16 protein-coding genes and 1 tRNA gene are annotated in these 14793 nt (G+C 60.9%); 13 read left to right on the forward strand and 4 right to left on the reverse strand.

Features of this window, described 5'->3' with window-relative positions:
* The first annotated feature begins 46 nt into the window (after positions 1-46).
* Complete coding sequence (locus tag NE852_RS21410; protein WP_008528573.1) at positions 47-691, forward strand: ThuA domain-containing protein; 645 nt, start codon at positions 47-49, stop codon at positions 689-691.
* A gap of 61 nt (positions 692-752) precedes the next feature.
* On the forward strand, positions 753-1322 hold the full coding sequence (locus NE852_RS21415) for a GNAT family N-acetyltransferase (protein ID WP_037171947.1): 570 nt from the start codon (positions 753-755) through the stop codon (positions 1320-1322).
* An 82-nt stretch (positions 1323-1404) separates the two neighbouring features.
* Here NE852_RS21415 and NE852_RS21420 read toward each other — a convergent pair whose 3' ends face one another.
* Positions 1405-1659 (reverse strand): DUF2934 domain-containing protein, encoded by a 255-nt coding sequence (locus NE852_RS21420; protein ID WP_008528575.1) that lies wholly within the window; start codon positions 1657-1659, stop codon positions 1405-1407.
* Between the two features lie 338 nt (positions 1660-1997).
* Between NE852_RS21420 and NE852_RS21425 the strand changes: the two genes are divergently transcribed.
* On the forward strand, positions 1998-2558 hold the full coding sequence (locus NE852_RS21425) for a thioredoxin (protein ID WP_037171951.1): 561 nt from the start codon (positions 1998-2000) through the stop codon (positions 2556-2558).
* A 35-nt stretch (positions 2559-2593) separates the two neighbouring features.
* On the opposite strand, the gene NE852_RS21430 is transcribed toward NE852_RS21425, so the two are convergent.
* Complete coding sequence (locus NE852_RS21430; protein WP_008528577.1) at positions 2594-4225, reverse strand: glycosyltransferase family 39 protein; 1632 nt, start codon at positions 4223-4225, stop codon at positions 2594-2596.
* A gap of 528 nt (positions 4226-4753) precedes the next feature.
* Between NE852_RS21430 and NE852_RS21435 the strand changes: the two genes are divergently transcribed.
* Positions 4754-5941 carry a helix-turn-helix domain-containing protein gene (locus tag NE852_RS21435; RefSeq protein ID WP_037175932.1) on the forward strand — a complete coding sequence of 396 codons (1188 nt, stop codon included), beginning with the start codon at positions 4754-4756 and terminating at the stop codon, positions 5939-5941.
* A 43-nt stretch (positions 5942-5984) separates the two neighbouring features.
* Here the strand turns inward: NE852_RS21435 and NE852_RS21440 are convergent.
* Positions 5985-6074, reverse strand: a tRNA-Ser gene (locus tag NE852_RS21440).
* 303 nt (positions 6075-6377) lie between these two features.
* On the opposite strand from NE852_RS21440, the gene rplU reads away from it, so the two are divergent.
* The 4 genes from rplU (at position 6378) to NE852_RS21460 (ending at position 8364) form a co-directional block, all read left to right on the forward strand.
* Entirely contained in the window at positions 6378-6695 is a 318-nt protein-coding gene (gene rplU / locus NE852_RS21445) for a 50S ribosomal protein L21 (RefSeq protein ID WP_007824851.1), read from the forward strand.
* Between the two features lie 33 nt (positions 6696-6728).
* Complete coding sequence (gene rpmA, locus NE852_RS21450) at positions 6729-6998, forward strand: 50S ribosomal protein L27 (protein WP_008528580.1); 270 nt, start codon at positions 6729-6731, stop codon at positions 6996-6998.
* Between the two features lie 125 nt (positions 6999-7123).
* The gene (locus tag NE852_RS21455) at positions 7124-7780 is read left to right on the forward strand and encodes a GNAT family N-acetyltransferase (RefSeq protein WP_258156068.1); all 657 of its coding nucleotides are present in this window, start codon (positions 7124-7126) and stop codon (positions 7778-7780) included.
* Positions 7777-8364, forward strand: coding sequence for a GNAT family N-acetyltransferase (locus tag NE852_RS21460; RefSeq protein WP_008528595.1), 588 nt, complete (start codon positions 7777-7779; stop codon positions 8362-8364). The genes NE852_RS21455 and NE852_RS21460 overlap by 4 nt, the downstream gene beginning before the upstream one ends.
* A gap of 37 nt (positions 8365-8401) precedes the next feature.
* Here NE852_RS21460 and NE852_RS21465 read toward each other — a convergent pair whose 3' ends face one another.
* Positions 8402-9268: an endonuclease/exonuclease/phosphatase family protein gene (locus NE852_RS21465; RefSeq protein WP_008528597.1), complete on the reverse strand. Its 867-nt coding sequence runs from the start codon at positions 9266-9268 to the stop codon at positions 8402-8404.
* 83 nt (positions 9269-9351) lie between these two features.
* Here NE852_RS21465 and obgE point away from each other — a divergent pair, with 83 nt between their 5' ends.
* The 5 genes from obgE (at position 9352) to modA (ending at position 14786) form a co-directional block, all read left to right on the forward strand.
* On the forward strand, positions 9352-10440 hold the full coding sequence (obgE, locus tag NE852_RS21470; RefSeq protein ID WP_037171964.1) for a GTPase ObgE: 1089 nt from the start codon (positions 9352-9354) through the stop codon (positions 10438-10440).
* Positions 10427-11596, forward strand: coding sequence for a glutamate 5-kinase (proB, locus tag NE852_RS21475; RefSeq protein ID WP_008528599.1), 1170 nt, complete (start codon positions 10427-10429; stop codon positions 11594-11596). The genes obgE and proB overlap by 14 nt, the downstream gene beginning before the upstream one ends.
* Complete coding sequence (locus tag NE852_RS21480; RefSeq protein ID WP_008528600.1) at positions 11589-12872, forward strand: glutamate-5-semialdehyde dehydrogenase; 1284 nt, start codon at positions 11589-11591, stop codon at positions 12870-12872. Before proB ends, NE852_RS21480 begins: the two co-directional genes overlap by 8 nt.
* A 37-nt stretch (positions 12873-12909) precedes the next feature.
* Positions 12910-13512, forward strand: coding sequence for a nicotinate-nucleotide adenylyltransferase (locus tag NE852_RS21485; protein WP_258156719.1), 603 nt, complete (start codon positions 12910-12912; stop codon positions 13510-13512).
* A gap of 482 nt (positions 13513-13994) precedes the next feature.
* Entirely contained in the window at positions 13995-14786 is a 792-nt protein-coding gene (gene modA, locus NE852_RS21490; protein WP_008528602.1) for a molybdate ABC transporter substrate-binding protein, read from the forward strand.
* Positions 14787-14793: the final 7 nt, after the last annotated feature.

The following is a 14793-nucleotide window of genomic DNA, read 5'->3' on the forward strand; positions in this document are numbered from 1 at the left end:
TCGTCTGATCTAGTCGGCGAAGAGCGATTTCAGCGGAGGATAGGAGATGAAAAAGGCGATCATCGTCTGGGGCGGCTGGCAGGGTCACGAGCCCGAACAATGCGCCGGCATCGTCGCCGATCTCCTGCGCGAGGACGGATTTGCCGTCGAGGTGACCGGTGATCTCGACATATTCGCCTCATCTCGGCTCGCGAAGGCCGATCTTCTCGTGCCTGTCATAACGGGCGAAACGCTTGAAAAACCCCATGCCGCCGCCCTGGTCGAGGCGGTGCGCGGCGGGCTGGGGCTCGGCGGCCATCACGGCGCACTCGCCACCTCCTTCAAGGAAAGCGCCGCGTTCCGTTATGTCTCCGGCGTCACCTGGGTCGCCCATCCCGGCAACATCATCGATTTCCGCGTCGGCGTCACCCGCCAGGACGATCCTGTCATGGAGGGCATTCCCGATTTCGACTATCACTCGGAACAATATTACCTCCACTACGATCCGAGTGTCGAAATCCTCGCGACGACGACCTTTACCGGCGCCTACGATCCAGCGGCGCGCAATGTCGTGATGCCCGTCGCCTTCAAGCGTCATTTCGGCGCCGGCCGCATCTTCTATTCCGCCCTCGGCCATGTCGCCGCCGAATTCGACCACCCTTATATGCCGCTGATCCTGCGTCGCGGCCTCGGCTGGGCCGCCCGCCAATAGAGTTGGCGGGTGGAGAAGCAGTCGCTTGCCGATCGCCGGCCCGCGCCATATTTTCCCCGGCATGCAGGATCGTTTTTCTTTCTTCCCAGCAACCGCCGACCGTCTGGACGATATCGAAACAGTCTTCGACGATTGCTCCGGCGGCCGGAATTGCCGCTGCGCCTACTGGTACCTTCCAAACGCCGACTACAAGGCGGGATGGGGAGAGGGAAACCGCCACTGGTTTCGAAAACTCATCGCTGAGCCGCGCCCGCCCGGCATTCTCGGCTGTCATGAGAACGAGCCGGCCGGATGGTGCGGTGTCGCGCCGCGCACCGTCTTCGACCGGTTGCGCCGCTCGAAACCCTTCGCTCCGGTCGATGACAGGCCGGTCTGGTCGATCAATTGCTTCATCGTCCGCAAGCCATTCCGGCGGCAGGGCTTCTCACGATTGCTGCTGAAACATGCCGTCGAATTTGCAAGGGCGAACGGCGCCGAATGTCTTGAGGCCTACCCGATCGATCAGGCAGCCCGCGCTTCGAACGGAGCGGAACTCTATCCCGGAACGCTTTCGATGTTCCTCGATGCGGGTTTCGTTGAAGTGGCGAGACGCCTGCCGGCAAGACCGATCGTCCGCCTGGATTGCCGCTGACTATTCTCGTTCCGGGAACGATCCGCGATTTCCTCGCGCCGTTCCGGCACGAAACCGCTCAGCACCTCTGATGAAATTATCTCTAGAGAGCCGCTTTCCGCTGCCGCTCGTTCTCGACTTCGAGGACCGGCTCGTCATAGACTCGCATCAGCCTCCCCGCGGCCTTCAGCTTCTCGATGAGATCGTTTCCATCGGGCGAGGCCTTCGTAAGCTCCAATTGCTCGAATTCCTTGAGCGCCTGCATCCAATGGCTTTCGCCGCGCCCGTCCGGCCGGCCTTCCGATTCCCACAGCGAATAAGCGCGCTGGCTGACCCAGGCGTCCCTATTGTAACTCATAACAAACCCCAGCCGAAAAATTTGGAAGCAAATATCGATCGGCAACAAGGTGCCAAACCTCGCTTTAGGAGTCGTTACGAGGCAGCGTTATTTTTTAGATAATGCGAAACGACGCGAATACTTAGGAGCAGTTAAATCTCTGATCAAAGGGAGGTTTTACGACGCAACGCCCTGCGGAAGAAGCAGGATTACCTGGCTCAGATCAATCATTACTGAGCCATCCCGATCGCTGATCGGAAAACAGACCGGGACGTGCAGGGGAGAGAATGTTGACCCGTCGCAATCAACTTGACTAACCTCAGATTCAGCAGCTGATGACGATCAAGGAGAGAAGCAACATGGCAGATACCTCCTGGCACGCAGACCCGCTGATTTGGGGCAATGGCCCGCGCATCTTCGAGGCCTTCCTCGAACCGACCGACCCTTACTCCGCTAAAGCATTCAACAAGCTCGACGCCCTCCTCGATCAAGCCGGTCGGGACAAGGTCACCGTCAAGATTCGCCTGCAGTCGCAGCCCTGGCATATGTATTCCGGCGTGATCGTCCGCTGTATCGTCGCAGCCTCGACGCTGGAGGGCGGCAGGGAGACGGCAAGAAAGGTCATGGCGTCGGTTGCCGCGCATCGAGAGGAATTCGAGTTCGAGCATCATGCGGGCGGCCCGAACATGGATGTGACGCCGAACCAGATCATCGAGCGGCTGGAAGATTACAGTGGCGTGAAGCTGAAGGAAGCCTTCGCAATCCCGGACCTCGACCGGGAAATCAAATGGCATTGCAAATATGCCCGGCAAAACGGCATCCACGTGTCGCCGACCTTCATGATCGATGGTCTGGTACGGGCAGATCTAAGCAGCGGTGACGAGGTTGCGGTCTGGGTCGAGAAGCTGCTGGGCAACTGACGCTGGATACGCGGGCGTCCCGACTGCCGCCGCTCTCAGGGACGGGTGATCCGATAGACCAGCAAATCGTCCGTATCCACAAGCTTGGTTGCGGTCTTGTTGAGATAGTCGATGACCCCGGCATGATGGTCGACGAACAACAGGTTCTGCTTGTCGGTGGCGTTCTTGGTCGCGCCGAACAGATCCGCGCCCTGCGCGCGCAGTTCCTCGAGCTGCGCGATCGCGGTAGCGTCATCCGCGACGAATTTCGACCATTCGGCATCGCCTCCGCCAGGCGGGAACACCCAGCCGCGCGCCCTGCTATAGTAGACCGCGACAGGATCGCCGACCTCGGGCGCGATGGCGACGACGAGGTCGCCCGGCTGCGCCAATCGCGCCAGTTCCTCGCCAAGCAGCTTGCCCTTCATAGCGATTGGTTTCTTCATCGTGTGAACGAGGGGAAGGGTCGACCAGGAAAGCGTCACGGCTAGGATGCAGATCGCGCGAAACACGACCGCGGGCGTTAGACAGGTTCTGGATGCAAGCGTTGCCAGCAGAAGCGCGCCGCGGCCTGAAAATATCGCGATCGGCACGTGGAAGATGTGGAAGTTCCACACATTTCCGGTGATCTCACCCGCCCCCGCCAGATAGACGATCATCGCCCCTGCCACCCACATATAAGGAATGCGCGAAAGGATACGTTGCTGAGGGTCTTCGGCGGGTCTGGGCGGTACCCACAAGCCGACCGCGAACAGCACCATGAACGGATAGCCATAGAACCACAAGACCGACGTGTTCCACGCGGATTGGAAGTAGAACCTGTCTCTGAAATATGCCCGAAAGCCGTCATCCCAGATATAGCCGCCGCTGCCGGCGACATGAAACGGCGGATAGCTGCGACCGAGATAGATCGCCCAGCTGAAATAAGCGCCGATGATGGCGAGGCTCAGGAGCCCCGACAGGAAGACTGAGGTCGCCTGCTTTCGCTTCCCCTCCAGAATCCAGCAGACCATCAGATAGAAAATGACTGCGCCGGAGGCGAGTCCTGGCGGCTTTGACAGCACGCCGAGCGAGAAGCAGACCGTGGCGAACGGCAAGAGCCAGCCGCTGCCGCCAACCCAGTATTTGACGAACAGCCAGACGCCTAGCGTCACCAAGGCCAGCATCGCGGGATCGGGAAGAAACGAGCTGTCGATCATAATCGCCGCCGGCATCAGCGCATAGGTAAGTGCCGCCGCGTGCGCGTGCGTCTCGCCCCAGCACAGCGCGGTCAGCCTATGCAGCGAAAACACCGTCACCAGACCGAAGAAGGCCGCAACCACGCGGCCGAACCAGTCGTGCCAGCCGAAGAGCTGGTAGAGCAGGGCTGTGACATAGCTGACGATCTGGAACTCACGGCCCTGATAACTTGGCCCCGGCCCGGTCCAGCTGACCTCCGGAAAGAAGATGTTCCAGCTGCGCTGCTGGAAATTGTCGGCCATCATGGCGGTGCTGACCTCGCGCCAGCTGAAGCCGTCGACCAGCGGTAAGGTGATCTTGTGGAATCTGAAGACGATCGCAATAAACAGGATCCCCAGCAAGATCGCCATATCGAGGGTCAGATACTTGCGGGCCGCCATGTCCCGGTCAGTCGTCTGCTGCAGGTATTGCTGACCCTCGGCCCGATTCAATTCCGGGCCGTTCGTCATCTGAAACCGTGTCCTGCCTGACGCTGGACGCGGCGCGATACGCGCCGGCATCGGATCGAGAGGAACATCAGGCTGAGCGGGATCTCGCCGCCGGGGCGGTCGGCTGCGGAACCGCGCGTCGGGATCACCAAGCGGCGGCTTGGAAGGCTTGCGGGGCGGCTTTGTCATGACCGCAATTCATCAGCAACGGCTTAAAAAGCAATTCGCCCAGATTGATTACTGACTGGCGGTGGTTGATTGACGGGTGTTGCTGCCGGAAGCGAAGAAGGTGGCGCGCGACTGACTCAGGCGCTCGTAGCGTCATGCTCTTGATCTCGGCAGCTAAGGTCTGGCGTCGCACCGATTCTCAAAGCATACCGAGCGCACTTCAATTTCGTCTGCCGAATCAGATCTGGGAGCACAATTTGCCGAGATCCAAAAACAGCCTAACAAATGCAATGGCTTGAGCGCTCTGCCCGACCTGAGACATAGGTGACGTTTTGTACCGGAGACATGGGTAACACTTTTCGGTTTTGGCGGGAGGTGTTGATGCCGTGGAAAGAGACTTCGGTGATGGAGGAACGTCTACGTTTTGTCGCCCGGCTGCTTGAGGGCGAAGGCATGAGCGATGTGTGCCGGGAGTTCGGCATCTCGCGCAAGACCGGTTACAAGATCTTCAACCGCTACAAGGATGATGGCCTGGAGGCGCTGACGGATCGGTCTCGCCGGCCGGTGCGTTACGCCAATCAACTGCCTGAGCCGGTCGAGGCGATGATCATCTCGTGCAAGAAGAACAAGCCGCATTGGGGTGCCAGGAAGATCAGAGAACTGCTGGTCAAGCGCCTGGCCGGCGATGTGCGCATTCCCGCCAAGAGCACGGTGCACGCGGTGCTCGACCGGCACGGGCTGGTCGCTCATGCCCGCAGGCGACACCGCTTTCGGGCTGAGGGAACGGCCCTATCGCAAGCATTGCTGCCGAACGATCTGTGGTGTGCCGACTTCAAGGGCGAGTTCAAGCTCGGTGACGGCCGATACTGTTACCCGCTGACGGTCACCGACCAGATGTCACGCTTCCTGCTCGCCTGCGAGGCCTTCGAATCGACAAAGGAGGTGGGTGTGTTCGAGGCGTTCCGCCGATTGTTTGCCGAACGCGGTCTGCCGGATGCCATCCGCAGCGACAACGGCCTGCCATTCGCCAGTCCCAACGGCCTCTACAATCTGTCGAAGCTGTCGGTCTGGTGGCTGCGGCTCGGCATCGGCCTCGAGCGCATCAGGCCGGGCCATCCGCAAGAGAATGGCCGGCATGAGCGCATGCACCTGACGCTGAAGAAAGAGGCGACGCGTCCACCCGGCAAAAATATCCTACAGCAGCAGGCCCGCTTCGATGCATTCGTCAGCGAATTCAATACCGAACGGCCGCATGAAGCCCTGGCGATGAAGGTGCCGGTCGATCTCTACACGCCATCGGCGCGCCGATATAACGGGCTACCGGAGATCGATTATCCGTTCCACGACCGTGACGCACTGGTGACCAATTGCGGCCGCATCTGCATGCACCGCAAGAAGATCAATATCTCCACCGTGCTGGCCGGACAGAAACTCGGCATCAAGGAAGTCGACGACGGTATTTGGCTCGTCAGCTTCATGCACTATGATCTCGGATATATCGACCTGGAGCAGAGGACCTTACAAACCATCGACAACCCGTTCGGCACGAGGTTGTCACCCATGTCTTAGGTACGATCTGTTACCTATGTCTCCGGGCTGGACACTCAAAAAATGGCGGAGAGGGTGGGATTTGAACCCACGATACCCTTGCAGGTATGCCGCATTTCGAGTGCGGTGCATTCGACCACTCTGCCACCTCTCCGCGGTCAGGTCGGCGCTTGTTCGGCGCGGGCGTTCTCATAACGGGCATATGACAGGTTGGCAAGCCGAAAAGTCGAAGCATTCCATCCTTTTGCCTTGACACTTTTTTGTCGCTCGCGTATCTCGGCTGCGCAATAGGTTTGGAGAAATCCGTGCCTAGCTCGTCTCGCGCTCGCGCGGGGCTTCACCGGCAGGACGAGTTCGAGGGTAGCCCTCTGAAATCCCTGCTTAACTTCGACTGATAAAAAGACAGCCACCTGCTGGATTAGCGGGGAGCGCTGGAACGAACATGAAAGGATAAAAAATGTTCGCAGTCATCAAGACCGGCGGTAAACAGTACCGTGTGGCAGCCAACGACGTGCTGACCATCGAGAAGCTGGAAGCATCCGCTGGCGACTCCATTGAATTCACCGAAGTCCTCGTGATCGGCGAAGGTGCCGACGCAGCGATCGGTGCGCCCTTCGTAGCCGGCGCCTCCGTCAAGGCGGAAGTCGTCGATCAGACCCGCGGCAAGAAGGTCATCGCCTTCAAGAAGCGCCGTCGTCAGAATTCGAAGCGTTCGCGCGGCCATCGCCAGCATCACACGGTTGTCCGTATCACGGACATCGTGGCTGCCAAGTAAGATCAACGGGACAAGGTTTAAAGGAGAACTCCAATGGCACACAAAAAAGCTGGCGGTTCCTCGCGCAACGGTCGCGATTCTCAATCCAAGCGCCTTGGCGTGAAGAAATTCGGCGGCGAAGCCGTCATCGCAGGCAACATCATCGTGCGTCAGCGCGGTACTGAGTGGCATCCCGGTTCCAACGTCGGCCTCGGCAAGGATCACACGATCTTTGCACTTACCGCCGGCAATGTGGACTACCGAACGAAGGCCAACGGTCGCGTCTACGTGTCTGTCATGCCGAAAGCGGAAGCAGCGGAATAAGCCGGTAGCGCTCAAAAACAGCCGGCGTCTCATCGACCCGGCTGGCCGTACCAGGTTCAGTTCAGAAAACAGGGGAGATGGGGCGCCATCTCCCCTTTTTCTTTGTCCAAACAGGAGGACTGAACATGCAAGGCGAATTGATAAGGGTCGACCAATCACGGTCGCCCAGGGAAGACCAGCGGTCTCCCAAGGAACGGCTGAGGCCGGAGCGGTTAAGGACCGATTGCCCTGTCTTGTTATCGGAAAGGCTCGTCATGCGCGCGCCCCACGAGGAAGACATCGACGCCCTTGCCCATCTCGCCAACAACGCCAAAGTCGCCACCATGGTATCGCGTATGCCGCACCCCTATACCGCCAATGATGCCGCCGACTTTGTTTGGCGTACGCGAAATGGCGAGATTGGTAAGTGCGTCTATGCCATCACCAAAGCCGAAAACGGCGCCTTCATGGGGTGCTGCGGCGTGGAACCGCATGCCGACGGCAAGACCGTCGAGATCGGTTACTGGCTCGGCGAACCCTATTGGAACCAGGGCTATACCACCGAGGCCTGCCATGCCCTCGTCGACATGGTGTTCAGGACGCGGCAGCATATCGACCAGATCGACGCCCGCTGCCGGGTCATGAACGTCGCCTCCCGGCGCGTCATCCAGAAGTGCGGCTTCCAGTTCCAGGGATCGGGGCTCGCCGCCTCGCTGGCGCTCGGCAGCAATGTGCCGGTCGAATGGTACAGGCTCGACCGCAAGACCTGGATGTCGCTTAGAAGCTGGGGGAGCATCTCATGAGCACGATGGCACTGCAAAGGCCGGAAACCAAGCCGATGATGCCCGGCCCCGCGCCTGTTATCTCGACAGCCCGGCTGACGCTCCGCCCCCACAGGTTGAGCGATGCGCCTGCCATCGCGGAATCGCTTTCCGATTTCGCGGTGACGCGCATGCTGTCCCGCGTACCCGCGCCCTTCGACAGGCAGGATGCGCTGGACTGGCTTGTCCCGATCACGTCTGGCACCCTGCCTGACTGGCCGCTCGCCATCACCGGCAAGGACGATGTCCATATCGGGAACGTCTCGATCGAGCTGCGTCACGGCCGCTGGCACCTCGGCTACTGGCTGAACCGCTACTATTGGCGGCGCGGTTATATGAGCGAGGCGGTGGCAGCAATCATCGAGCGCTTCTCGCGCCGCATGCCGGAGACGCCTGTTCATTCCGGCGTCTTCGCAGACAACCCGGCTTCGCTGCGGCTGCAGGAGAAGCTCGGTTTTCGCATGACGGGCTGCGGCGAAATCTATTGTTTCGCCCGCAACACCATGGTGTCGCACATTGAAACCGTGCTGCAGCCGGGCACGCTGCAGCCGCGTAAGGTTGCCTAATCGAAAAGGAGATGCCGCCCGACTGGCGGCGTCTCCGTCAATCCTCGATCTCGACCCATAGCGGGAAATGATCGGACCCGACGGATTGTGTATCGATCCGCGCGGATTTCAACCGGCTCTCCAGGCCGCAACTGACGAAGCAATAATCGATATGCATGCGTTTGCCGTGGTCCTCGGGATCCATCCAGCTGTAGCTCTCAGCCCCGTAAGCCTCGAGCGCCGCAAAGGCGTCGATCGGCGTGCCGATCCTCGCCACACGGCCGTAATATCCGCCGGCCGCTCCGGCAAGCGCGCAATATTCCGACGATTCCGGCTCCATGTTGAAATCGCCCATGATGACGTAATCCTCCGGCAGCGGTGGCTCCGGCTGCTCGAATTCGGCCGCCCCTGTCAGCGATCCGCCGTCGTGGACAAAGACGTTGATATGCGCGTTCAGGAATTGCAGCTGACGGATGCGCTCTTCGGGCGAGACATGGTCGAGATGGACCGAGTAGACGCGGATCGCCCCGCCGGGAGCGGCGATTACCGCCTCCGTTGCTCCGCGCTGCGGGTTGATCTTGCCGATCGTGCGGCTGCGCGGCAGAAGCAAAGTCCGGGTCGAAAGGATCGGCCAGCGCGACAGCACCATGTTGCCGAACTGGAACCGGGTACCTCGCACCGGCTTCAGACCGCTTTCATCGGCCTCGACGTGCATGTCGCAGGCCGGCCCATACACCCAGAAATAGTCGGGAAAGAAGGCTGCGACATCGTCCGGCATATTGGCAAAACCGTTGCGGGAGAAGCCGCGAGTCACCTCCTGCAGCGCGATGACGTCGGCGCCTTCGAGGCTGCGGGCAATGCGCGCCAGATCGTATCTGCCGTCGAGACCGAAGCCGTACTGTATGTTATAGCTCGCAAAAATCACGATAATCTTTGACCTCCGTCGGAACCGCCTATATCGAATGGGCCAAGACGGCCGTCCAACTGTCACCGGATACTGGAAGTAAAATGAAATTTCTCGACGAAGCAAAGGTCTATATCAAGTCCGGAGACGGCGGCGGCGGCAGCGTTTCCTTCCGGCGCGAGAAATTCATCGAGTTCGGCGGCCCCGACGGCGGGGACGGCGGACGCGGCGGCGACGTCTGGGTCGAAACCGTCAACGGCCTCAACACGCTGATCGATTTCCGCTATCAGCAGCATTTCAAGGCGACGATCGGCACCCACGGAATGGGCCGGAACCGCACCGGCGCTAACGGCAGCGATGTGACGCTCAAGGTCCCCGTGGGCACCCAGATTTTCGAGGAGGATCGGGAAACGCTGATCTGCGATCTCACCGTCGAGGGCCAGCGTTACTGCCTCGCCCATGGCGGCAATGGCGGTTTCGGCAATGCCCATTTCAAGACCTCAACCAATCAGGCGCCGGATTGGGCCAATCCCGGCCTGCCCGGCGAGGAAAAAACCCTCTGGCTGCGGCTGAAACTGATTGCCGATGCCGGCCTCGTCGGCCTGCCCAATGCCGGCAAGTCGACCTTCCTCGCATCCGTCACCCGCGCCCGACCGAAGATCGCCAACTATCCCTTCACCACGCTGCATCCCAATCTCGGCGTCGCCACCATCGACGAGAGGGAATTCATCCTTGCCGACATTCCGGGCCTGATCGAAGGCGCCCATGAGGGTATGGGCATCGGCGACCGCTTCCTCGGCCATGTCGAGCGCACCCGCGTGCTGCTTCATCTCGTTTCCGCCCAGGAAGAGAAAGTCGGCAAGGCCTATAAGACGGTCAAGCACGAGCTCGAAGCCTATGGCAACGAGCTGACCGACAAGCCGGAGATCGTGGCGCTGTCGCAGATCGACGTTCTCGACGAGGCCGAACTGAAGAAAAAGACGAAGGAACTGGCGAAGGCCTGCGGCAAGACGCCGTTCCAGATCTCCGCCGTCACCGGCAGGGGCATGACCGAAGTCCTGCGCGCGCTGCGCGACGTCATCGTCGAGGAGAATGCCGAGGAGAAGCCGGCCAAGGTGCCGAAGCTCAGGCATCGCGACATGATCGTCAGCGATGAGAACAAGGGCGAGGATGGGACCGATGACCAGCCGTAAGCCGCTTGGCCGCTACCGCCGCATCGTCATCAAGATCGGCTCCGCGCTTCTGGTCGACCGCAAGGCCGGGCTGAAGAAGGCCTGGCTCGACGCCATGTGCGCCGACATCGCAAGCCTGAAGGCCAAGGGCATCGACGTGCTCGTCGTCTCCTCGGGCGCGATTGCGCTTGGCCGTTCGGTGCTCGACCTGCCCTCGGGCGCGCTGAAGCTGGAGGAAAGCCAGGCGGCAGCCGCCGTCGGCCAGATCGCGCTGGCGCGTGCCTGGTCGGAGAGCCTGTCGCGCGACGAGATTGTCGCGGGCCAGATCCTGCTGACGCTCGGCGACACCGAGGAACGCCGCCGCTATCTCAATGCGCGCGCCACCATCAATCAGCTGCTGAAAATCGGCGCCGTGCCGATCATCAACGAGAACGATACAGTCGCGACCAGTGAAATCCGCTACGGCGACAACGACCGCCTCGCCGCCCGCGTGGCGACGATGACCGGCGCGGACCTGCTCATCCTTCTCTCCGATATCGACGGCCTTTACACCGCGCCGCCGCATCTCGATCCGAACGCAGCCTTCCTGGAGACGATTGCCGAAATCACCCCCGAGATCGAGGCGATGGCCGGAGGCGCCGCTTCCGAGCTTTCGCGCGGCGGTATGCGTACCAAGATCGATGCCGGCAAGATCGCCACCACATCGGGCTGTGCGATGATCATCGCTTCGGGCAAGACCGAAAGCCCGTTGTCGGCGATCGAAAACGGCGCGCGCTCCTCCTGGTTCGCCCCTTCGGGCACGCCCGTCACCGCCCGCAAGACCTGGATCGCCGGGCAGCTGCAGCCGGCCGGCGAACTGCATGTCGATGACGGCGCCGTCACGGCACTCGGCGCCGGCAAGAGCCTGCTTCCCGCTGGCGTGCGCAATGTTTCCGGCCTCTTCAGCCGCGGCGATACGGTGGCGATCATCGGCCCTGAAGGCCGCGAGATCGCCCGTGGCCTGGCAAGCTACGATGCCGAAGACGCCCGCCGCATCGCCGGCCGCAAATCGGCGGAGATCGAGGCGATCCTCGGTTATGCCGGGCGGGCCGCCATGGTCCATCGCGACGACATGGTGATGACCGCGCAGATCAGACCGAAATCGGAAAGGCAGAAGAAGGACGCGAGCTATGCTTGATGCCGTTGCGCTAAGCCCTGACATTGACGCGCTGATGAACGACATCGGCCGCAAGGCGAAGGCTGCCGCGCGACCGTTGAGCTTTGCGTCCACCGAGGCGAAGAACAAGGCCCTGAACGCCATGGCTGATGCGATCCTGGCGAACAAGGCGAATATTCTTGCGGAGAACGCCAAAGACCTCAAGGACGTCGAAGGCAGCGAAATGCTTACTTCCTTCGTCGACCGGCTGACGCTGAACGACAAGCGCGTCGCTGAAATGGCCGAGGGAATCCGCGCGATCGCGGCTCTGGCCGATCCGGTGGGCGAAGTCATCGCGGCCTGGGACCGCCCGAACGGCCTGAAGATCGAGCGCGTCCGCACGCCGCTCGGCGTCATCGGCGTGATCTTCGAAAGCCGGCCGAACGTCACGGCCGATGCCGGCGCGCTCTGCCTCAAGGCCGGCAATGCGGTCATCCTGCGCTGCGGCTCGGATTCGCGCCGCTCATCTAAGGCTATCCATGCCTGCATGGTCGAAGGTCTGAAGGCGGCCGGCCTTCCAGAGCATGCTATCCAACTCGTCCCGGTGACGGACCGCGCCGCCGTCGGCGCCATGCTGCGCGGCCTTGACGGCGCGATCGACGTCATCGTCCCGCGCGGCGGCAAGAGCCTGGTTGCCCGCGTGCAGAGCGAGGCCAGGGTGCCGGTCTTTGCCCATCTCGAAGGCCTCTGCCACATCTACGTCGATGCCTCGGCTGATATCGAGATGGCGAAGAAGATCGTCGTCAACGCCAAGATGCGCCGCACCGGCATTTGCGGCGCGGCCGAAACGCTGCTCGTCGACGGTGCGGCGATCGGCACGCATCTGACGCCGCTGCTTGAGATTCTGACAGAGGCCGGCTGCGAGATCCGCGCTTCGGCAACCGTGCTGAAAGTCGCACCTGGCATGAAGCCCGCCACCGAAGATGACTGGTCGACCGAATATCTCGACGCGATCATTTCGGTCGCAGTCGTCGACGGCATATCGGGCGCGATCGCCCATATCCAGAAATATTCCTCGAACCACACCGAGGCCGTCATCGCCGAAGACCCTGCCGTCGTCGAGCGCTTCTTCACCGAAGTCGATTCGGCGATCCTGCTGCACAATGCCTCGACGCAGTTCGCCGATGGCGGCGAGTTCGGCATGGGCGCGGAAATCGGTATTGCCACCGGCAAGATGCATGCCCGCGGCCCGGTCGGCGTCGAACAGCTCACCTCCTTTAAATACCGGGTGCGCGGTGCCGGCCAGACCCGACCTTGACGTGACGACAGAAAACCTGGATCGACGTTATCTGCGCATGCCGCACAGCGAGCGCGGCATGATCGTCGGTCTGTTCGGCGGTTCGTTCAACCCGCCGCATCAAGGCCACGCGCTCGTCGCCGAGATCGCCATCAAGCGACTAGGCCTCGACCAGCTCTGGTGGATGGTGACCCCGGGCAATCCGCTGAAGAGCCGCAATTATCTTGCTCCGCTCGCCGAGCGCATCGCCGAGAGCGAACGGATCGCTGCCGATCCGCGCGTCAAGGTCACAGCTTTCGAGCAAGCGCTCGGCGTCGGCTACACCGCCAATACGCTTGCCCGCGTCAAGGCCCGCAATCCGCATGTGCACTTCATCTGGATCATGGGTGCCGACAGCTTGCAGACCTTTCACAAATGGCAGAAATGGCAGGAGATCGCCCGCACTTTCCCGATCGCGGTGATCGACAGGCCGGGCGCCACACTCTCCTACCTCTCCTCGAAGATGACACGGACCTTCGATTTCGCCCGCGTCGATGAGGATGACGCTCGTGTTCTCTGGAAGAAGCCGGCTCCGGCCTGGACATTCATCCACGGGCCGCGCTCCCGCCTGAGTTCGACGGCCATCCGCAACGGCTCATTGCCGGGCAGTTCTGATAGCTGATTTTTGAGGAAATCCCAGAAACGAGAAAGCCCGACGGGGGAGGAGATCCGTCGGGCTTATAAACTCGATCGACAACTGGGAGGAGGAGTGTTGCCGATCCTACCGAACGGCTATGGGAGGAGGAGAAGCCGTTTCGATGGTTAAGTTCTACCATATCTAGCAGGAAGGTGAATATCGATTTGTGCAACGCAGCAATGCGGGCGATGCAACACTGCGTATGACAAATCTTGAGATGCTGCCGTTTTTATCGGCATGACCGACGAAGTAGTCTTTACCGCCTCGAACCTCATAGTGGTGCCTTGGGCGCTTCCTGGCGGAGCTGCCCGATAGCGGATCTACTCTTCACGGAAAGCTATGCGCTTCAAGAATACGCGAATTCCGGACGATTGGCGATAAGGGTTATATTTTCTTGGATATATCCCTAGCCAAAACGTGAAGGTCGTTATATTCGTCACGATATTTCGAACCTAGGGATAAGAACCATGCAGAACCGCCGCCAATGGATGAAACTGGCAACCGCCGTAATCGCGGCTCTCTGGCTTGGCGCGGCAGCGCTTCCCGCGCCGGCCGCAGCCGCCGAAAAACTGACCGTCTTTGCGGCGGCGAGCCTCAAGGATGCGCTCGACGCGGCCAATGCGGCCTGGGCCAAGGAAAGCGGCAAGGAAGCCGTCACCTCCTATGCGGCAAGCGGGGCTCTTGCAAAGCAAATTGAAAACGCGGCTCCCGCCGACATCTTCATCTCGGCCGACCTCGACTGGATGGATTACCTCGCCAAGAAGGACCTGATCAAAGCCGACACCCGCTCCAACCTGCTGGGAAACCGGATTGTGCTCGTTGCCGAAAAGGAAAAGGCAAAGCCGGTCGAAATCAAGCAGGGTTTCGATCTCGCCGCTTTGCTCGCTGACAGCAAGCTTGCCATGGGTGAGCCGAAGTCGGTCCCGGCAGGCAAATACGGCATGGCCGCGCTCGAAAAGCTCGGCGTGTGGAAATCGGTCGAGAGCAAGGTCGCCGGCGCCGAAAGCGTGCGCGCCGCTCTTGCGCTTGTCTCCCGCGGCGAGGCGCCCTATGGCATCGTCTACCAGACCGACGCGGCAGCCGATAAGGGTGTTGCAGTGGTCGGCACCTTCCCCGCCGATTCCCATCCGCCGATCATCTATCCGATCGCAATCCTGGCTTCGAGCAAGAATCCCGATGCGGCAGCCTATCTCGACTTCCTGAAATCGGATAAGGCAGCCGCCTTCTTCACGGCGCAGGGCTTCACCATTCTGAAGTGATTGAGAA

This window comes from Rhizobium sp. Pop5 (assembly GCF_024721175.1).
GTDB lineage: Bacteria > Pseudomonadota > Alphaproteobacteria > Rhizobiales > Rhizobiaceae > Rhizobium.